This is a genomic window from Chitinophagales bacterium, assembly GCA_013816805.1.
In the GTDB taxonomy this organism is placed as follows: Bacteria; Bacteroidota; Bacteroidia; order Chitinophagales; family UBA10324; genus MGR-bin340.
The window spans coordinates 370,647-391,040 of sequence record JACDDS010000001.1; the positions used below are offsets into that span (position 1 = coordinate 370,647).

16 protein-coding genes, 1 tRNA gene and 1 pseudogene are annotated in these 20,394 nt (G+C 36.8%); 15 read left to right on the forward strand and 3 right to left on the reverse strand.

The window, feature by feature from the left end:
- Positions 1 to 23: 23 nt before the first annotated feature.
- Complete coding sequence (locus H0W62_01705) at positions 24 to 1,580, reverse strand: glutamate--tRNA ligase (protein MBA3647258.1); 1,557 nt, start codon at positions 1,578 to 1,580, stop codon at positions 24 to 26.
- A gap of 222 nt (positions 1,581 to 1,802) precedes the next feature.
- Between H0W62_01705 and H0W62_01710 the strand changes: the two genes are divergently transcribed.
- The 11 genes and pseudogenes from H0W62_01710 (at position 1,803) to H0W62_01760 (ending at position 13,528) form a co-directional block, all read left to right on the forward strand.
- The gene (locus tag H0W62_01710) at positions 1,803 to 2,420 is read left to right on the forward strand and encodes a polysaccharide deacetylase family protein (protein MBA3647259.1); all 618 of its coding nucleotides are present in this window, start codon (positions 1,803 to 1,805) and stop codon (positions 2,418 to 2,420) included.
- Positions 2,421 to 2,450: 30 nt separating this feature from the next.
- Entirely contained in the window at positions 2,451 to 3,227 is a 777-nt protein-coding gene (locus H0W62_01715) for a TatD family hydrolase (protein ID MBA3647260.1), read from the forward strand.
- Between the two features lie 59 nt (positions 3,228 to 3,286).
- Positions 3,287 to 3,374 (forward strand) — tRNA-Ser (locus tag H0W62_01720).
- Positions 3,375 to 3,624: 250 nt separating this feature from the next.
- Positions 3,625 to 4,200 (forward strand): phage integrase SAM-like domain-containing protein, encoded by a 576-nt coding sequence (locus H0W62_01725; protein MBA3647261.1) that lies wholly within the window; start codon positions 3,625 to 3,627, stop codon positions 4,198 to 4,200.
- Entirely contained in the window at positions 4,136 to 4,882 is a 747-nt protein-coding gene (locus tag H0W62_01730; GenBank protein MBA3647262.1) for a tyrosine-type recombinase/integrase, read from the forward strand. Before H0W62_01725 ends, H0W62_01730 begins: the two co-directional genes overlap by 65 nt.
- Positions 4,879 to 6,063: a hypothetical protein gene (locus tag H0W62_01735; GenBank protein ID MBA3647263.1), complete on the forward strand. Its 1,185-nt coding sequence runs from the start codon at positions 4,879 to 4,881 to the stop codon at positions 6,061 to 6,063. Before H0W62_01730 ends, H0W62_01735 begins: the two co-directional genes overlap by 4 nt.
- Positions 6,064 to 6,206: 143 nt before the next feature.
- On the forward strand, positions 6,207 to 6,479 hold the full coding sequence (locus H0W62_01740; GenBank protein MBA3647264.1) for a helix-turn-helix domain-containing protein: 273 nt from the start codon (positions 6,207 to 6,209) through the stop codon (positions 6,477 to 6,479).
- A gap of 259 nt (positions 6,480 to 6,738) precedes the next feature.
- Positions 6,739 to 8,985, forward strand: coding sequence for a DUF3987 domain-containing protein (locus H0W62_01745; GenBank protein MBA3647265.1), 2,247 nt, complete (start codon positions 6,739 to 6,741; stop codon positions 8,983 to 8,985).
- Between the two features lie 128 nt (positions 8,986 to 9,113).
- Complete coding sequence (locus H0W62_01750) at positions 9,114 to 12,287, forward strand: N-6 DNA methylase (GenBank protein MBA3647266.1); 3,174 nt, start codon at positions 9,114 to 9,116, stop codon at positions 12,285 to 12,287.
- 112 nt (positions 12,288 to 12,399) lie between these two features.
- A complete protein-coding gene (locus H0W62_01755; GenBank protein ID MBA3647267.1) occupies positions 12,400 to 12,600 on the forward strand; it encodes a hypothetical protein in 201 nt (66 codons plus the stop codon).
- A 2-nt stretch (positions 12,601 to 12,602) separates the two neighbouring features.
- Positions 12,603 to 13,528, forward strand: a pseudogene (locus H0W62_01760) (S49 family peptidase).
- Positions 13,529 to 13,738: 210 nt separating this feature from the next.
- Here the strand turns inward: H0W62_01760 and H0W62_01765 are convergent.
- Both H0W62_01765 and H0W62_01770 read right to left on the reverse strand, forming a co-directional pair.
- On the reverse strand, positions 13,739 to 15,400 hold the full coding sequence (locus H0W62_01765) for a T9SS type A sorting domain-containing protein (GenBank protein MBA3647268.1): 1,662 nt from the start codon (positions 15,398 to 15,400) through the stop codon (positions 13,739 to 13,741).
- Between the two features lie 38 nt (positions 15,401 to 15,438).
- Complete coding sequence (locus H0W62_01770) at positions 15,439 to 15,690, reverse strand: T9SS type A sorting domain-containing protein (protein MBA3647269.1); 252 nt, start codon at positions 15,688 to 15,690, stop codon at positions 15,439 to 15,441.
- A gap of 783 nt (positions 15,691 to 16,473) precedes the next feature.
- Between H0W62_01770 and H0W62_01775 the strand changes: the two genes are divergently transcribed.
- The 4 genes from H0W62_01775 (at position 16,474) to H0W62_01790 (ending at position 20,008) form a co-directional block, all read left to right on the forward strand.
- A complete protein-coding gene (locus H0W62_01775) occupies positions 16,474 to 18,228 on the forward strand; it encodes a hypothetical protein (GenBank protein ID MBA3647270.1) in 1,755 nt (584 codons plus the stop codon).
- Positions 18,229 to 18,677: 449 nt separating this feature from the next.
- Positions 18,678 to 19,199 carry an SLATT domain-containing protein gene (locus tag H0W62_01780; GenBank protein ID MBA3647271.1) on the forward strand — a complete coding sequence of 174 codons (522 nt, stop codon included), beginning with the start codon at positions 18,678 to 18,680 and terminating at the stop codon, positions 19,197 to 19,199.
- Between the two features lie 2 nt (positions 19,200 to 19,201).
- Positions 19,202 to 19,447 (forward strand): hypothetical protein, encoded by a 246-nt coding sequence (locus H0W62_01785; GenBank protein MBA3647272.1) that lies wholly within the window; start codon positions 19,202 to 19,204, stop codon positions 19,445 to 19,447.
- Between the two features lie 168 nt (positions 19,448 to 19,615).
- Positions 19,616 to 20,008, forward strand: a complete 393-nt coding sequence (locus H0W62_01790; protein MBA3647273.1) for a hypothetical protein — start codon at positions 19,616 to 19,618, stop codon at positions 20,006 to 20,008.
- The last annotated feature ends 386 nt before the right edge of the window (positions 20,009 to 20,394 follow it).

The window sequence follows — 20,394 nt, forward strand, 5'->3', positions numbered from 1 at the left end:
AAATTTTTACAAGAGAAATAATCCTAACCCTTTTCGGTGCGATAAATTGATTTATTGAATATTTCTATTGCCTTCTGTATTCTTACAATAGTTTCCTCTTTACCCAGCAGCGAAATCAATTCGAATACCGCAGGCCCGTTTTTTATTCCAATAAGCATAATCCTGAGAAGAGGAAGAATATCTCCTGCCTTTAGATCATTTTCTTCGAGAAGCGCAGTTAAGAACTTTTCGGTCCCTGCTAAGCTGAAATCATTATGGGATGAAAGAGCATCCAGGAGTATTTCAAATTTAATACCACTGCTGTTATTCCATTTTTTACTGATAACAGATTCATCAAATGACTCAGGTGCTTCAAAGAAGAAATACCCGTTCTCCCAAAATTCTGAAATAAATGTGCATCTATTTTTTAACACCCCGCATACCTTTTCAGAATAATCAGCAGTTGCAGTTATATGTTTTTCTTCAAGGATCTTTTCAAAAGCAGAAGCAAGGTCTTTTGAGTCCTTCTTCTTCATATACTCGTGGTTAAAATATTTCGCTTTTTCAAAGTCGAATTTTGCACCCGCTTTATGTACGCGCTCAATTGAAAATTCACCGATCATTTCTTCCAGAGTCATAACTTCTTTATGGCTTGGAGGATTCCAACCCAGTAATGCGATCATATTCACAAAGGCATCAGAAAAAAAACCACGTTCGCGAAAGCCGGTTGATTCTTCGCCTGTTTGCGGATCTTTCCAATTCAGAGGAAATACTGGAAATCCTAACCTGTCACCATCGCGTTTGCTAAGCTTTCCGTTACCGTCCGGCCGCAGAAGCAACGGCAGATGTGCAAATTCCGGCATCTCTTTTTTCCATCCTAAAAATTGATACAGGAGCCAATGAAGTGGTGCTGACGGGAGCCATTCCTCTCCACGGATGACGTGGGTTATTTTCATTAAATAATCATCCACCACATTAGCAAGGTGGTAAGTTGGCATACCATCACTTTTGTATAATACCTTATCATCCATCTGGTTGGTACTTACAATTACTTCCGAGCGAATTAAATCACTAAAATGCACTTCTTCATTCGGTGGAATTTTTATGCGTATAACGTAATGATCTCCGCTCTCCACTCTTGTTTTTGTCTCTTCCGAAGACATGGTAAGAGAATTTTTCATTGCCTCACGTGTGGTAGAATCGTACTGAATTGTCTGGCTGCCTGTGGTTTTCAATCGCTGTCGCATGTCTTCCAATTCTTCCGGTGTGTCGAAAGCGTAATATGCATTTCCGCTATTCAATAACTGTTCAGCGTATTTGAGGTAGATGTTTTTTCTTTCTGATTGACGATAAGGACCATATCTGCCTCCTATATCCGGGCCTTCATTATGTTGAATGCCGCACCATTGTAAAGCTTCCAAAATGTATTGCTCTGCACCTTGCACAAATCGCGATTGGTCAGTGTCTTCAATGCGGATAATGAATGAGCCATTATTTTTTTTTGCAAAAAGAAAATTATATAAAGCAGTTCGTACCCCTCCTATATGAAGAGGCCCTGTGGGACTTGGGGCAAACCGGACGCGAACGGGTTGATCGCTCATAACGGGCAAAAATAATTTAATTATTAATGGTCTATAGCTGTATTAAGAACGCAGACCTGGTGCAATCTGTGCTTTTCAAATACCAGCAAAGTATTCATTCTTAATAAAGGATTGTATCTCCTGCAAAAAATGTTAAACCTGTAGCTATAAGTGCTTCAGGGTTAAAGAATGCAATATTGAGCATACTGAATCGTCTTACACCTTAACGCTTGTATAATGGGAATGTATTTTATAAAGACTCCTGAAATATTAAAAAAAATTTATCCCCGTCAGATTTGGAGTTATCCTGAATCAAAAAAAACGCTTTATTTAACCTTTGATGATGGACCCACACCGTCTATTTCTGAATCGACTTTGAAAGAATTAAAAAAATTTTCTGCAAAGGCTACCTTCTTTTTAGTAGGGCAGAATGCTGAAAAAAACCCGGACCTTGTATCAAGAATAAAAAGTGAAGGCCATACTATCGGCAACCATACTTACAAACATCTGAATGGTTGGACTACAAACACCAATACCTATATCAGGGATATTCTTAAATGTGATAAGATTATCGGGAGTAATTTATTCCGGCCGCCTTATGGGAGAATAACCAAGGCTCAAACTTCTATTATGCTGCATCGCTATCGGGTGATTATGTGGGACGTCCTCAGTGGCGATTTCGACCCGGGAATCTCAAAAAACCGCTGTTTAAAAAATGTCCTTGAAAATACAGAACCAGGGTCAATTATCGTCTTTCACGATAGTATAAAAGCTGCAGATCGTATGCAATATGCATTGCCCCGCGTCCTGGAATATTATTCCGAAAAGGGATTCCGGTTTTCATCTTTACAGTTGAATTAATTCCCCTTAACTGATATCAGGATAAGTTAAATGGACTTCATCGATACACATACGCATCTCTATCTTCCTGAATTTGACCATGATCGGGATGAGATGGTACAGCGGGCAATAGACTCGGGGGTACAAAAATTTTTCCTTCCAAATATTGATAGCTCCACTATTCAATCATTATTCGCTCTTGCAGCAGAAAACCCGGATCGTTTTTTCCCCATGGTAGGATTACACCCCTGTTCTGTGAAAGAGAACTGGAGTACAGAAATTTTAATAATTAAAGAAACCTTATTTAAACTTAATCAATCAGCTATTTACGGAATTGGCGAGACAGGCCTGGACTATTATTGGGATAAGATTTTTATTGAGGAACAACAGGAAAATTTTCAGTTACATATCGATTGGGCAATGCAGCTTGATCTTCCTGTCATAATTCACAGTCGTGATGCATTAAATGATTGTATTTCAATTATTCAGAAAAACAGGAATGAAAAGCTTAGAGGAATTTTTCATTGTTTTTCAGGAAATGTGGAACAGGCACAGCAAATTACAGATATTGGTTTTTATATAGGAATCGGGGGAGTACTGACATTTAAAAACTCCGGCCTGGATAAGGTGGCGGAGCAGATTGATTTAAAACACATTGTATTGGAAACAGATGCTCCCTATTTGGCTCCTGTGCCATTCAGGGGAAAGCGTAATGAGAGCAGTTACATTACCAGGATAGCTGAAAAAATGGCAAGCATTAAAAGTAGTACCGTTGAGAGCATTGCTGAAATCACCACGGCAAACGCCCGAAAACTTTTTAAAATATAATTTGATGGTTATTTTTTTGAAATTTGCAGCTTCCATTTACAGAATCAATAAATATTTCCGGAGAGATGTCCGAGTGGCTGAAGGAGCACGCCTGGAAAGTGTGTTTACGTCAAAAGCGTAACGTGGGTTCGAATCCCACTCTCTCCGCAACCTAGAAATCAAATTAAACTGTTCCCTCGTAAATTTAAGGATTTATGGGGGAATTTTAGTTTCAGGAAGTCAAATTGTTCATAAAATAACAACAGTTTGGTTACCTATCTGGTTACCTTTTCTACCCTTGGCCGTTATAGGTAACCTATATGCTGAAACGCTTATCCACATTGTGTTTCAACCCCAAAAATGTTAATAACTTTTCTTTAAATTTGATATGATTTATATAGATTTGCTATAAAAGCAAATGGTAAAAAATAAAACGCTAGGCTTACTATTCTACCTAAGAAAAGATAAACTCAATAGAAATGGTCTGGCGCCCATCTATTTGCGTCTCATAGTTGACGGACAGCGTTCCAACCTCTCCACCAACCGCTCTATTTCACCCGATAGGTGGAACGATGAAGCCGATAAAGCAAGGGGATCGAATGAAGAGAGCAAAAGCCTCAACCAATACCTGGAAAGCTTTAAAAGCAAAGTCTATGAGCATCATAGGGATCTTTTAGAGAAGGGCAAGACTATCACTGCAGAAACCCTTCATAATGCCATTTTGGGTGTAGGTGACAAGCGATATGAGCTGGTTGAGGTCTTCAAACAGCATAATAAGGAAATGAAACAAAAGGTGGGTAAGGATTTTGCGCTGGGGACGATGGAGCGGTACGAGACCACCCTGCAGCATATAGAGCAATTCCTGAAGTCAAAATACAAACGAAGCGATATTCCGCTCTTTGAACTAAACTTCAAGTTTGTAACCGACCTTGAGCACTATTTTAAAACCCGTTCGCAATTGCAACCACAATTCCACGCTGAAGTATATCCATAATGTAAGGAAGATCATCAATATAGCAGTAGCCAATGACTGGCTTATAAAGGATCCTTTTTTAAAGTACAAATCCAAGCTCGAGGATACAAAGTTCATTTACCTCACTATAGAAGAATTGGAGCGTATCAAAAACAAACCAATTAGAATTCCAAGGCTTGATTTGGTCCGTGATCTTTTCGTTTTCAGCTGTTACACGGGCCTGGCATACGCCGATTTAAAAAAATTGACCTCCAATCAAGTGGTCATTGGTATTGATGGCGAAAAATGGATACAGGAATACAGGAAAAAATCTGATATCAGATTCAGCATTCCCTTACTGCCGGAAGCACTCGAAATCATTGAAAAGTATAAGAATGACCCCCAGGCCGTTTACAAAGGCAAGCTTTTGCCGGTAATCAGTAACCAGAGGCTGAATGGTTATCTTAAAGAACTGGCAGACATATGCGAGATTGAAAAGAACCTTACATCACACGTGGCCCGCAAGACATTCGGAACCACGGTACTTCTCAATAACGATGTGCCCATAGAATCGGTGAGCAAGATGCTTGGTCATGCCGATATCCGTACCACTCAGAAAAGTTATGCAAAGGTTCTAGACAAAAAGGTGAGCGACGATATGGGAAAGCTCAAAGAGAAAATTTATGGCCAAAAGCCTGAAATCAAAATGCTTGTCAGCGCATGAGCAACTATCTGGAATATTTTGAAAAATTACTTACGGACGAGGATACTCGAGAAATAGTTTTCAGAAAAGTGGATAAAATCGATAGGGAAAATATGTCCAAGCCTTTTTGTGAACGTTATTCCATAATGATTTTTTCCTGTTTCACCCTTTTTCAAAAAGAAGCCGATAATGCAATACAGCAAATAAAACAGCATGTATATGAATTAAGCGATGAAAAGAGAATTACTGTTTTCATAAATCAGGTGTTTGGTAACATCAGTATGCTAAAGGCTAAAAATGGTAAATGGAAGGGCCTTGAAATGATTAACTTGAACCGCAATGATCACAAAGCTTTTAAAATTGCTACCGATAATGTACTTGATTATTTAGACAAACAGCTTTTTTTAGAATATTACAATTATATAGATATTTCAAATGCAGTTGATGAAGAACTTGATGAACTTAATTACATATGTGCGTTTTACAATTTGTATATTTTTTTTAATAACCATCGTACTGATCGCAAATGCAACTGTTTAAAGGCTGCTTATGATAAATCTATTTATACCACTAATGTTGAGAAAGAATTTTTTGTTAAAAAATATGTTCATTACGTTCGTAAATGGCGGAATACACAAAGGGATTTAGGTGCTGAAAGGTCAGAAGTAGATTTCATTAAATCCCAGATAAATAAGAAGCGATTTAGTGTTGATGATTCTGGAAAACGGATCCATTACTTCATCAGGAAATTCGAAGTTACACTGCCTTATTTTTCGTTTGATAAGGAATATTTTACAGAAAATATTTCTCCATTCTTTGAATGGAAAAATCAATTTCTTAAAGATAGGTTGGAAGAAATTCAAATAGGTGAAAAGGAGTCGTCCGAAATACAAGTATCAGAAAACATTCGGGGTAAGGTTAAGACCGATTTAACAGTTGCTCAGCTTGGTTATTTATTCAGGTCATTAAAAAAACAAGGGGCTATTCACTTTAAAAGTGATACAGAAGCAACGAATTTCGCTGCGGATTTTTTTAGCAGTGAAAAAACTGAAAATATTTCTCCTGAACAAGCGAGGAAAAAATCTTATGTTCCTACAATAAAAGATTTATCTGGATTAAACGATTTGTTGAATAATATGCGCAATGAAATTCTTTCTCACCTGTCAAAAGCATCGAAGTTGCATCAAACTAAATCAAACTAGTTTACTTTTCTTCAAAAAAATAATTAGCTGAAACGCTTATCCTGTCTGCGTTTCAATGGGGGACAGTCCCCTTTTGTCCCCCATTATACCTGTATTTATCCATAACAATGCAATTACTTTGGATCATTAAATCATTCAAAGCTATGCCGGTCCAAGTTGTAACTACAGACGATCTAGTTTCTTTCAGAGAGGAATTACTTCATGACCTGAAAGAGTTTCTAAGTGCCCAGCCAAAGCACCGCAAATGGTTGAAATCTGAAGATGTGCGTGAGATGCTCAATATTTCACCGGGAACACTTCAGACCCTTCGCATCAACCGCACTTTACCTTTTAGCAAAGTAGGAGGTACCATTTTCTATGAATATGATGATGTAATAAAGGTATTAAATGAAAACAAACGCACTGCTGAAAAATGAAGACTTTGTTAGTCCTTACAGCAAGAAGCAAGCAGCTAAGGAAAAGTGGCTCAATAGCCATACACTTGTTCGGTTCGTTAAAATCCTTAATAGGGATCGCTCATAATTACCATCATCATGGCCTTATTGGATTCTCAAAGAGTGGTTATAAAAGTGGTTTCAAACTGGCACAGGCAGATTATCTGCACCAATGTCAATATAACGGAAATTCAAAACTGATTTCTTATCTTTTTATTCCTACTCGTTATTCAGTATTGTAATGGCAGAATGGGCAAACAAATATCCCGTTGTCTCTATATTTAAAAATGTAACTGATTTTCAGGCAAGTGAAGAATATCCAATTCTTGATACAGTTTATCAGATAAACAATGGTACTCACCGTAAGTTAATCGAGCCGCTTCGGCAGCTCGTAGCAGAAGGCAATACAGATGCTTACAACACAGCAAAAAAAAGATTGCCCTCATTCGCTCCTTGCGGCATTTTTGATGGGGCACGTAAAGCGGATAGGCTGAAAGCCTATTCTGGCTTTGTGGTGCTTGACCTTGACAAGCTTTCATCTGAACAAGTTTATCAGATAAAGGAAAAAATAACGACTTCACCATTTACATTTAGCTGCTTTAGCAGCCCAAGCGGGAGTGGGTTAAAGATCCTTATTGAAGTAAACAGCCGGCAGGAGCACCATGAGCAGGCTTACAGGCAGACTGCCGACTATTTCGAGCAGTACACAGGCATATGCTTCGACCGTTCGGGAAAGGACATTACAAGGCTTTGCTTTATGTCTTACGATCCACAAGCTTACCTAAATGTTACCAACGAAAAATTTCCTGTTATTATAGCTGACAAAGTACAAAGTCACAAACAAAGGCCTGGAAAGCCAATTGTTGCCCCTACTGAAGATGAGAAGTTTGTATTATCCTTTGAAAATCAAATCAGTTTTACCGATCAAAAATCAGATTATGGAACTCACAATCGAAACAATTACATATATCTGCTGGCATCTAACTGTAACCGAGCCGGTATTCCGGAAGAGGCCACTTTGCAACTCTGTTTGCAAAGATTTGATCTCGATGGTAAAGAAATAACTGCCTCTGTTCGTAGTGCATATCACCACCACATTGCAGAGTTTGCAAAGTTTGCAAAGTTTGCAAAGTCGCAAAGTGAAGCTTCAGAGGATCACCTGAAAAACACACCAATAATTCCCGAAGAACTTTATTCTTTAATGCCAAAAATTATTTATGAAGGTGCAAAAGTTTTTCAAGGTCCACGTGAACGCGATGTTTTTCTTACCGGAGCATTATCCATTCTTAGTGGTTGTTTGCCTGGTATTAAGGGAGTTTATGATGGGCAGGAAGTGTTTCCAAATCTCTTCTCATTTGCTATAGCACCTGCGGCAAGTGGTAAGGGCGCCCTAAAATTTGCAAAAATGTTGGCTGACGTATATCATACAAATGTGGTAAGAACGAGTAAGGAAGCAGAGCAACAGTACAATAAAGAGCTTGCAGAATACAAAGCATGGCAGCAGGCATGGAAGAAGTCACATCCTACGGTTGAAGAACCGCCTGAGAAGCCAGCATTCAAGGTCATTTTTATCCCGGCTAACACAAGTTATGCAAAAATTCTCTCACACCTGGAGCAAAACGAAGGTTTTGGAATCATCTGTGAGACCGAAGCAGACACAATGGGAAATGTGTTCAAACAGGATTGGGGTGGTTATTCTGATATGTTGCGCAAAGCATTTCACCATGAGCGTATTTCCAGTTCTCGAAAAATTAATAATGAATATATTGAAGTAAATGATCCACGCCTTTCTGTGGCATTGACCGGAACACCCGGACAAGTCATTGGTCTTATTACATCATCGGAAGATGGTCTATTCAGCCGCTTTCTTTTTTATGCCTTTAAAGTTGACCAGAAATGGAAAGACGTTTCACCTCGTGCCTACCATGTGAATTTAACAGAACACTTCAAACAACTTTCTGAACAAGTATATGGTGTTGTCCAGTTTCTTTTAAATGAGGAAACCTGGATTGATCTATCGGATGACCAATGGCAGCTTTTAAATGAAAAATGTTCTTTATGGCTCAATGAAGTGGTTGTGTTTACTGCGGAAGAAGCAGCAAGCATTGTAAAGCGCATGGGATTGGTTATCTACCGCATTGCAATGCTCTTTACAGCGTTGCGAAAAATGGAAAATGCAGAGTCAACAGAAAGAATCATTTGCAGCGATAATGATTTCAGAGTCGCACTTGGCTTAGCGAAAATTTACATTGATCACTCTCTCCTGATGTTCAATAACCTTCCGAAGCAAACTGAACAAATTCATTTTAAGGGCGGTGATGTAAAAAGAAAATTTTTTGATTCCTTACCTCAAGAATTTAAAAGAGATGAGGCAATAGCTATTGCAAGCAAATTTAACATCCCTGAACGCACCGTGGGTGATTGGTTGCGAAAGATGCAGGGCCCATATCTTAGCCAGCCAAAAACCGGTTATTATAAGAAAATATAAGCATCTGACTTTGCAAACTTTGCAAAGTTTGCAACACTTCATGAAGAAGCAATAATCCTCCTCTTTATTTTTACTACTTTCTTTTTTACATTTAACAGATTATAGACATAAACATATGAAAATCGCCTGTGGACCAGAAAAAAATAGAATTTATTCAAATTTTTCGCCAAAAAGTTCTTCTCGCTAACAAAGAACTCACAAAAAAAGAATTGTTTAAGGATCTTCTGCACCATTTATACTCGGGTGATGAAGAAATTGACAAAATAATTAATTTAATAAGTGCCGGTGCAGAATACACCGTTCTGAATATTCCAAGAAAAGATAAAAAGCATCGTGGCAGCGCAGACACCTTATACAACCGCATCATTATTGAGTTTGAGAATGATTTAAAAGTTTCTTTAAAACACGCTAAGGAACAGTTAGCCGGTTATATGTTAGGGCAGTTCAATAGTGGTGAAGGATATACTTATACATTGATTGCTTCTGATTTTATTAACTGGAAAGTGGTAGTGCCTGATGTAAGCCAGTTAGAAAAACTGCAAGACCTTCAGGAACATGAACTGATACTAAATGAGGTTCCTACTTCTTCATTTACACTTACGGAAAGCAATGCAGAAGATTTTTATTATTGGCTCGACCGTTTTCTTTTCAAAGAAGAAAAGCAAAGAGCAACATTAAAAAGAATTGAAGAAGCCTTTGGCTACCGCAGTTCAACTTTCATAGAAAGTTTTCGCCAAATATCTGCCGTGTTTCAGGATGCAAAAAAGTATGGTGAAGTACAGGTAAGCTATGAGCAATGGAGAAAGTTTTTGAGCATTGCTTATGGTTCATTTGCTGATACTGACAGCGCTTTTGTTATACATACCTATTTAAGCGTATTGGCAAAAGTTTTAGCGTATGAAGTATTAAGCAATGATGATTATGTGGACGATGCAGAAATGAAAGCCATTTTAAACGGCAGCATTTTTCATAAATACAACATCCGCAATTTCGTTGACAATGATTTTTTCCATTGGGTTCATAAAGACATTTACTTTCAAAAATTAAAAAAAGTCTTTCGCCTGGTGGCGCAGGAAATTTCAACTTTTGACTTTAATAAAGTTGATGAAGACGTTTTAAAAGGAGTTTACCAGGACCTTATTGATTTAGATACACGCCATGCTTTAGGTGAATATTATACACCGGATTGGCTTTGCGAAAGAGTAGTGCAGGAATTTGATTTTAAAGCAACAGATAAAATTTTAGATCCCAGTTGCGGTAGCGGTTCATTTCTCCGGGCTGCTATCCATCGTTTAAAAGAACTTAATCCCGAAATAACAACAGAGCAGGTAAACAACAGCATCTACGGAATAGACATACACCCTTTGAGTGTGCAAATTGCTAAAACAACTATGCTGGTAAGTTTAGGAAAAGAAGTTATTAATGCAAAGAAGCCCATTCATATCAACATCACGTTAGCTAATACTTTATTAGCTCCTGAAGGTGTAAAGAATTTATTTGGTGGTGAGTTTTTAATGCACATTGATAAAGACAAATATTACCTGAATACACAGGTGTTTGAAGATGTACGTTTGTTTGATGAAGCCTTAGAAATTTGCGAAGAATTAGCCGAACAAACACAGGGAAAGAAAATAGAAACCTTACCGGTATTTAGCAACATTTTAAAAAGGCAGTACAAGCACGGTGGTATTAACGACCAAACCACTGCAAGTTTTTACCAGATTTACACAGGCTTAAAAAAAGTAAAAGAAGCCGGCAGAGATAGCATCTGGAAGTTCATTGTACAGAATTTATACAAGCCTTATTTCCTTAGCGAAAAGTTTGATTATGTTATTGGCAATCCGCCTTGGTTTACTTTCAGCAGTATTAAGAATGAAGAATACCAAAATATCCTGAATGCTTTGGCAGAAAATTACCATGTAAAACCAGATAAGGTTGCCAACTTTCCCCACCTTGAAATTGCCGCAATTTTTCTTTCTTATTGCACCAGTTATTTTTTAAAAGATAAAGGACAATTAGCCTTTGTACTGCCAAGAAGTTTTTTTAGTGCAGACCATCATGATAACACAAGAAGCGGAAAAGCAAAGGGCTTTCGCTTAACCAATATTTGGGATCTGCTACAGGTACAACCTTTGTTCCGTGTGCCTTCATCAGTTTTATTTGCAATAAAAGCAGATGATAAAAAAAGAAGCCTTCCTGCTTCAGGGCAAAGTGGGCTTTCTTTTAGTGGCAACCTGCCTGCACATAACTGTAATTGGGAAACAGCTTCTAAGAAATTGACAGAAGAAGAAGTAAAATGGTTTTACAGTAAGCAGGGAAATTCATCTGCATTCTCCAATAAGAAAGTTAAAGCCCAAACAAAAATAAATCCATACAAAGCATTATTTAAACAAGGCGCTACGATTGTTCCAAGAACTTTTTATTTCATCCAGTTTACACAGGAATTGCCGCCCGACTTTGAGGACAGGATTATTAATATTAAAACTTCAGATGCTGTACAACCTGATGCAAAAGTGCCGTGGAAAGGCTTAGATTTTTCAGGCAAAATTGAAAGCCAATTTATATTTAGAACTGCGTTGTCAAAAAGCATTTTGCCTTTTGCATTATACAAACCTGATTTGATTGTTCTTCCTATAACCATTGAGCTTAACAAGAATAATCAAAAGCAAATCAAATTACATTCTGCTAATGAATTAATGAAACAAGGTTATTTAAATGCCTCCAAGTGGTTTCAAAATACAGAGAATGTTTGGAAGGTTCATAGAACTGAAAAAAATCAGGTAATCAGCAGTGAAGATTATTTGAATTGGCAGAATAAACTTACTGAACAAAATTTGATGAACCAATTTGTTGTACTCTATAATACATCTGGTAAAGATGCAAATTCAGTTGTGGTTGACAGAAAGAATTTAGATTTTGAATTTTTGATAGACCACAAAAACTACCTCTTTACAACATCTTTAAAAGAGGAGGCTTACTATCTGTCCTCTTTTTTAAATTCAAGTATTCCGAATGAAATGATGAAAGACTTTCAGTCAAAAGGTTTGTTTGGTGCAAGAGATGTACACAAAAAAATTCTTGACATCTATTATCCAAAATATGATGATACAAATGAAGTGCATCAAAAATTAGCCGCACTTAGCCAAACAGCCCACGCTAAAGCATCACAATATTTAAAAGACAATGTTCCCAAACAGGAGCTTTCTGCCATACACTTAGGCAGGATAAGAACAGATATTAAAAAACATCTTTCAGAAGAAATGAAAGCAATTGATAAGTTGGTTAAAAAAGTGATTCAATAACACCACATTTTTATAGGAACTAATATTTCTTTAAATCTAATATTAAGTGCTACATTTGAGACAACTTACCTAAGATAGCCCTTCATTTAACAACTCTCACTAACTTTGCCCTATGAATTCCCGGGATCATAAGAAACAAAGAATATTGGAAAAACAATATTCCAAAGTGATGAAAACCTTTCAACCACCTGCTGTTGATCCTTTAAGAAATCAATGGACTAAACCCGGTGATTTCTTTACACAATTTTCTTTGTATAAGGAAAATCCCCGCAGCATTACTTCTACCAATACCTCCATCATCCGTTCAGTGTAATTATGCCAAATTGGAAAGAGGTACTTGATGAAATCCAGCAAGAAGTTAATAGTGGAAATCAAGGTGCTCTCGATAAAGTAAGGCGAAAGTATCTTGCAAAAATATTTGATAGAACGGGCCGTAACGTTATCGCTTATTACTCCGGTTGGCTTCAGAAAGGTAATGTTGCTGATGTTATCGTAAATGATAAGGATAAGAATGCTCTGATGGTCAACATTCACAAACTCGACCGTTCAAAAGCCTCGATTTAATTCTTCATACACCAGGAGGCGATTTAGCAGCAACCGAAAGCATCGTCGATTATCTATATTCAATGTTTGGAGAAAACATAAGGGCCATTATCCCTCAAATTTCTATGTCCGCAGGCACCATGATTGCATTTTCGTGCAAACAGATTATGATGGGAAAGCAATCGAATTTAGGGCCAATAGACCCACAGTTGGGTGGTGTTGCTTGCCAGGCTGTACTTGATGAATTTCAGCAGGCAAAAGACGACATTAAAAGTAATCCTCATGCAGCACCACTGTGGCAACAGATCATTAGTAATTATCACCCTACTTTTCTTGGCACGTGCCGCAATTCCATTGATTGGTCTGAGAAATTGGCTATTGACTGGTTACGTAGAAATATGTGCAACGGCAACTTGAGAAAGACTAAGAAAATTCTTAAAGCATTCAGTGATCATCAAAGAAGCAAATCGCACGCTCGGCATATCTCAAAAGATGATTGTAAAAAAGTTGGTCTATCGATAATTGACATGGAAACTGATCATGATCTTCAGGATTTGATTCTCACTGCACATCATGCTTTCATGCACACTTTCGGCAGCACATTTGCTAACAAGATTGTAGAAAATCATTTAGGAATCGCCTACGTCGAGATGCAAGCAACTTTCCAGGCACAAATGCCACCTCCGATTCAGAATTAATGCAAGATCTGTTGAGTGTTAAGCAATCACAACTTTTAACCACTAATGCCAACGGCAACAGCAAAAATCATTCACACTTTTCTCCTTCTTTGAAAAGCTAAAATCGAAGAGTGAAGTAATTTGCATAAAACGGGTACATTTGTTAAACGTTGAAAACTGTAATGAAAGAAAGATAGAAAGTAGTGTGAAGAGTTGAAATAAATTTAATCACTATTGCTTCCTTGTCAGCAACACTTTACCTGGGAATTCTCGGTTATTTATGCGGGCTTTTACAAAATATATTCCCTCCGGTAAAGAAGCATTAAGCTGTATTTCGGTTCGAAGCGTTCCATCTACCATTGCTGACTGCCTTCTTAAAACCAATTGACCTGCAGTATTCAGTAATTCAATATCAACCAACTGATCAGCATTGCCAGGAGCTTTTAAGGTTATTTGAAATGTTCCAGTGGTTAAGTTAGGCGAAAGAGTTAAGGGAACTTGTATTTCTTCATATTCATTTAATTCACGATAAGCTACTGCGTTAGTTTCAAAAACATTTTTTCTTAAGCATACGATCCAATAATCTTCATAGTTGTTACCCGATGCATTATGTAAACCGATAACGTCTCCGTTATCTGACTCTGCAAAACCCGCTACTATATACTTGTTCGTTTGCGTTACTACGATGTCATTAGCAACTTCATCGAGTGATCCACCCATGGAGATTTCCCCTGATAGAGATAAATTTGAATCTAATTTCACAATCCAATAGTCAAAATATCCAGGATCACTATGGTTGCCTGTTACTTGTCCATCATGAGATTCGCTCTGTCCTGCTATCACAAAACCACCATCGTAAGTAGGTTTGATGGAGCTTGGACCATCAGTCTCACTGCCACCAAATGAATTTTCATTCAGCAGTTGGCCGACGTCGTTAATTTTAACAGCCCAATAATCGCTAGCTCCATGATTACCCGTTACATCTCCATCGGTGCTTGAACCCGTACCTACAAAAACAAAATTTCCATCATTACTCTGAATAATCGAACTTATTCCTTCTGACCCACTGCCTCCATATGACTTTTCCCAAATGATATTCCCTTCACCGTCAATATCGACCGCCCATGCATCACCAAATAGAGTTGAACCATGATGTCCAGTTACATCTCCGTCCTTAGAATACGATACACACCCAAAAATATATTCTCCATTACTCAAAGGAATAATTGAATTTGGATATTCAGAAGCACTACCACCGTATGTTCTTTGCCATAAAATCTTTCCGTAACTATCTATTTTAAAAACCCACGCATCATATGGGCCTCCATGGTAGTTAGTTACATCTCCATCGGTTGATGACGTGTAACCAACAACAATATATCCGCCATCATTAGTGATTTCGATACTGTGAGGAGCATCAGTACGGGAGCCACCATAGCATTTTTCCCATTGAATGTTCCCTGCTGAATCAATTTTTAAGATCCAGATGTCCTCTGATTCTTCATATATAACAGGGTGATGTCCGGTTACATCGCCATCCATTGAACTTGAAAACCCTGCCACTATAAACCCATTATCCGGGGTTTGTCTAACGCACCACGGTACATCGTAACTTGTCCCTCCATAACACTTTCCCCATTCTGCCTTCCCATTCTTGTTGAGTTTAACAATCCAATAATCATCCAAGCCATGGGCTCCCATTACTCCGCCGCCATTATGACTAGCATTGCCTGCTACTATAAACCCACCGTCTCTGGTTTGCTGAATAGAATGAGCTATGTCGGAGCCCGGGCTACCTAATGTGTTTTGCCATTTAATAGCCGGATTAACCTGGGCCGTAGAAGTAAATGAAATAAAACAAAATACGCCGTAAAAAAAGAGGATTGCTTTCATTTTTGAATAATTTTAGGTTCTGCTTTATCGATTTGACCTTATATTTTAATTAGTTTTATAACGTCTTTTTGACCATTAGATAAGACAGTCTTAAGAAGATAAATTCCCGGAGCATAGTTTTTTCCAAAAACAAATTGATTTTCAGAAGCAGTTAAAACATCTAGGACAGTACCTGTCATACTACATACTTCAATAAGAGAATATGTTTCCGGAATAACTATCGTAAATTCTTTATCTGTTGGGTTTGGATAAACTGAGATGATACTTTCATTAATGTCGTGTTTGGGCATGGATTGCTCCGGCGAGGCACAGGAATAGAATAGAGAAAGTAAAGGTTTTCAAAGAAGATAGGGTTATAGTTGGTGAAGTAAAAATTCATATGAGCCACATACTGGCTGTATATAAAACTAAAGGTAATCGAAAAGGTTTAATCATAATAAAAATATTTTATTTATTATTTTTTAATATAAATGTGAAGAGAAATTGAGGGAGAGAAAGGGGCTTAACGGTTCGATGCATTTCCCCCTTCCTTTGTACAAAATGTCCTTATTTAGATCATGACTCATTCGTGAACGTTCCGATTTATTTATTCGAGAATCGGAAGAATTGTTTTGGCAATACCAATGTTTATCCGTGTACACTTCTTAAAGTCATTAACGAGTTTGACAGAACAGAAGTAAAGATTGAAATTCCAATAAAAGCAAAATCAAAAAAAGGCTATACCAATTCATTTGGCATGACATCCAATCGTTGGACGCAGACAAACATTCTTTTTATGCGACCGAAATTGGATTAACACCAGAAGACGCTGTGAGAAATCAAGTTGGTTAAATTTTATAAAGCCGTTTGCCTGCTGCTTACATGGGGCTTGCTGCTATGGCGTGGAAACGAACAAGCTATCAACTATGTGCAGGCTTCAGCAGCAGTTCCAGCTTGACGAACAATGTCAAGCAACAGTTCTAACAATCATCTTTATTAATTTTATTGGGTAGTGGTTTGAGGCTGGACGTTCATTGAATGCCGCCACAGCAGCAACCCCTGAACGTTCTGTGCAAGCTAAATTGACACCCTAATTGGAACCAGCAGACATTAATCTTGATAATACTAACACTCTAACAGGCTTCTATAAGGTATTAGAAGCAAACGCAATAGTATTAGACAGAAACCATGACATTACTGAGTTGCTTCTCAAATACAAAAACAAAACAAACTCAGACGACGAAAAGCAAAAATTACAATGGGAGATTGAGGCATTCCTATATTCCTTTCACGGAAGCAGTATTTTTTCTTTCTCGGCCAGTAATGGAAAAGAGATAGGCGAAGTATCAGAATATCCTAAATTAGACACTCATCAAAGTAACGCATTTACCTATTTAAAGCTTAGGTCTGAGCTTTCAACTTCGCCATTACTAAAAGCAAGATACAATCATCTTATTTGGAAAAGTATAGTGAAAAAAAATGCAACTTTTGCAATTAACGCTTCTGAGAATTACATAAAAGCAATTGCCCAATGTTGCCAATTATCAACTACAACCGAGAGTGAATATGAACATTTAATTGGAAGGTTATTTGAGAATTTAGTTGCGGTTGTTGACGAAGCAAAAGTAAATATTGACGAAACTAAACAAGTAGCCTATCAATTACTCTTTAAATTCCCCAATCTATCTTTTTGGCTAAAACATGGAATTATAGATGATATGCTTAAACATCCTAAAATATTTAAGCCAGTAGATTTTGAGAATGTTCTTTCCATATTTGACACTCCCTTAAAAATAGTTAATAGTAAAACAGACGATTTCGCATTAGTTAATTATCACTTACCTACAGCTGTTAAAGTAGCTCAAAAAACAAAGAGTGATGTAAAGAAATGGTATAACGAAATAGGACTTGCATATTTGAGACTTGCCGAAACAGAGACAGACGAAAAGAGGAATTGGATAAAACTGGATGAATATCGAGCAGCAATTGATGCGTTCAGACAAAGTGGAAACCAACAAAAAAAGGAAGAAACCGAACAATTATATTTTCAGTTAAAGCCAGAAGTACGATTAGAAGAATTCAGAATTGATTTTGACGAAGAGACCATAAAAAAATTGCAAAAGTTTCAGGATGAACTAAAAGAGAAAGCGTTAACGCTACTAAAACAACCGCCGGATTTTATATACAGCACAATTGCAAATGGAAGTTTTTTCCCAAAATATGACGATGTTTTGATGGCTTCTAAGCAAAATAAAAATAATTTTTTAGACTTTGTAACCACAATATATTTCGACAACAATAAGAATATTACAAGAAAATCTGCAGAGAAAGACGAAACACAAGAAATCTTAAATACCTATGAGCTTCGTATGAAAGAAACTTTAATCCCCTTTCTCCATTATGTAATTGTTTTAGGAATAAAATCAGGGCATCTAACGTCTCGGAACTTTTTAAGCTTTTTAATTCGTCACTCATGGATTGGTAAACCACACACAAAAACAGATTTAAGTCGTAATCCAGAAATTACGAACTGGATAAATCAAATTGCACCCGCAATTGATGAATTTTTTAATCAAGTGTTGGCGTGGGGTGAAAGCAAATATTACGCTCCCAATTTTATTCTGTGCATAGATAGTTTAACTTTAAAAATTGAAGGACTATTTAGGAATTTCAGCGAACGCTTAAACATTCCAACCAGTAAAGGAAAAAAGAAAGGGATGCAAGAAGCTTTGGCTCATGACATAATTAATAATGAAATAATTAAGCAGTACTTTGACGAAAACGACATGCTCTTATTTGACTATGTTTTTTCTAACGAAGGTGGACTAAATATCTTAGGAACAACATAGCCCACTGCTTTTACAGTGAGAATGAATATCATCCAGACAAGATGCTACTGTTAATTGCAGTGGTGTTACGATTAGGAAAATACAATATTCACTACAAAAGCAATTAGCCAGCACACAACCATTAGTCTTTGTTGTTTAAGTAGAAACTTTGAATCATAATATCCCAAACATAACTAGCTTCTTTTCCCTTTCCCATTTCAAATATTCGTCACTTTTTACATAATCGTCCCATAAATTTTCTCCTGCCAAAACAATATTCTCGTCAATCTCGAATTTCAATCCTGTCTGCAAATAAGGAGCTAAAAAATCTGTTTCAAAAGGAATTAATATTGTGGTTTTCTCTGAAAATATCGTTTTTCTACGAGGTAGTTTGTAAGATCTGTTATAGTATCTAATTCCTTTAAAATTGTCACAAATACCTTAACGTTGTGTGCGGCTAACCAAAAACCATGCAAAATTCTACAGATAAATTGAAGCGCATTAAAGTGGACTCTTTGTATGGAAAAAAGAAGCATTTTAATGCTGCAGATCGATTCAAGAAATATCATTATAAGATTGGCATACCTCTCATTGCAATTAATATTTTGACAGGCTCAATTTTATTCTATGTGTTAACTGACGGGGCAACTAATTGGATAAAATACGTACCGCTTGTTTTAGCATTAATCGCAGCTTTATTAAGTGGTTTTCAAACCTACTTAAACTTACCTCAAAAAGTAGAAGGTCATAGACGAGTAGGTAATCGTTATTTGTCTGTCATGAAAAAATGCGATAGGCTGCAAGGTTATATTGCAGACAACTTAATCACTTTGGAAGTAATGATACAGCGGCTAGAAGAAATCGCTACTGAAGCAGATGATATAAATAAAGAAGCAGAAGCTTTTCCAACAAATGAAAACGATTATAATGTTGCCCAAAAAGGAATAAAAGATGGTGAAGAAAATTATACTGACAATGAATTAAATCTCTGAATATGGCAATATATATAGACAATTATTTACGAACTCTATCAGGCAAATATTATTTGAAAAATAATTCCGATGAAGTCACTAAAATAGATAGTTCTATAAGTAATCTATTTGGTAACCTTAATAAGGAGTTAGGCAATAAAATAAGAAGGAAATTTGTTTTTGGGTCATATGATCGAGATACTATTTTACCTAGAAAATTTGATTCTAAATCAGATGTAGATGTGATGATAATTTTTAATCACACTTAATACGAGAGAACTCCTGATACCTACAGGAGTTGGTTAAAAGACTTTGCCGATAAATATTACAAAGATCGGTATGGCTCGGATGTGGTTAAATCATTTCCAACGGTTGCAATAAGATTGAATAATATCCATTATGATTTAGTACCTGCCAAAGAAGAAGAATTTATATTTATGAAAACGATTTATATACCTGGAAATTCTGGTTGGAGAAGTACTGATCCGAATGATGTTAAACAGAAACTGACAGATGCAAATACCAAATATAATAATGTAGTTCGCCCAATAATAAGATTATTAAAAGCATGGAATTGTAATGTCAGCTATCCGTTTGATTCGTATCTAATGGAGTTGAAATTAACAGGAATGAATTTCTATAATGATACAGTCCAAACCGGCTTCTTTTACGCAGTAATGCAGCTCAATGCAGACTTGGGTGATCCTCAATTCAAGAAAGACAAAATTGAGAGTCTAAAATATAATACCAATGAAGTAAAAAAGGCTTTGGATGGAGATGATATGGATAGAGCAAAAAAATGGCTTCATAGAGTGCTGCCAGAAGCCTGACAAAGGGCACACAACATAGGCTGGTGCAATATGGGGCATCAAAACAAAATCTCATCATTTGAATTTCAATTTAACATAAGTACATGGGCTGAGTAGCGGAACATGAAATGCCCCCACATCGCCAAGCCCTAAAGCTGAATATTTTCTCACTTCTGGCATATTATCCCTTCTTAATTGATTTATATATAGCTGTAAGCTTCACCATAGCTAAAGATTTATGACTAAAGGAAATAACTATGCCTAATAAGCTACGTGAATATCGCAAACGAGCCACTATCCACAGCGGGAATAATGTTAATAACAATTAGATCAACCAATAATAGATATTTATCGATTTTAAAAGTTCTTGTTCATCTGATATTTGACCCACAGTTAATCTAGTTGTA

Coding starts and splice junctions, on each gene's coding strand:
- H0W62_01740 (MBA3647264.1), top strand. CDS start 6,207: ATGCCGGTCCAAGTTGTAACTACAGACGATCTAGTTTCTTTCAGAGAG.
- H0W62_01725 (MBA3647261.1), top strand. CDS start 3,625: ATGGTAAAAAATAAAACGCTAGGCTTACTATTCTACCTAAGAAAAGAT.
- H0W62_01770 (MBA3647269.1), bottom strand. CDS start 15,690: ATGCCCAAACACGACATTAATGAAAGTATCATCTCAGTTTATCCAAAC.
- H0W62_01710 (MBA3647259.1), top strand. CDS start 1,803: ATGTATTTTATAAAGACTCCTGAAATATTAAAAAAAATTTATCCCCGT.
- H0W62_01785 (MBA3647272.1), top strand. CDS start 19,202: ATGGCAATATATATAGACAATTATTTACGAACTCTATCAGGCAAATAT.
- H0W62_01790 (MBA3647273.1), top strand. CDS start 19,616: ATGAAAACGATTTATATACCTGGAAATTCTGGTTGGAGAAGTACTGAT.
- H0W62_01715 (MBA3647260.1), top strand. CDS start 2,451: ATGGACTTCATCGATACACATACGCATCTCTATCTTCCTGAATTTGAC.
- H0W62_01745 (MBA3647265.1), top strand. CDS start 6,739: ATGGCAGAATGGGCAAACAAATATCCCGTTGTCTCTATATTTAAAAAT.
- H0W62_01765 (MBA3647268.1), bottom strand. CDS start 15,400: ATGAAAGCAATCCTCTTTTTTTACGGCGTATTTTGTTTTATTTCATTT.
- H0W62_01735 (MBA3647263.1), top strand. CDS start 4,879: ATGAGCAACTATCTGGAATATTTTGAAAAATTACTTACGGACGAGGAT.
- H0W62_01705 (MBA3647258.1), bottom strand. CDS start 1,580: ATGAGCGATCAACCCGTTCGCGTCCGGTTTGCCCCAAGTCCCACAGGG.
- H0W62_01755 (MBA3647267.1), top strand. CDS start 12,400: ATGAATTCCCGGGATCATAAGAAACAAAGAATATTGGAAAAACAATAT.
- H0W62_01780 (MBA3647271.1), top strand. CDS start 18,678: ATGCAAAATTCTACAGATAAATTGAAGCGCATTAAAGTGGACTCTTTG.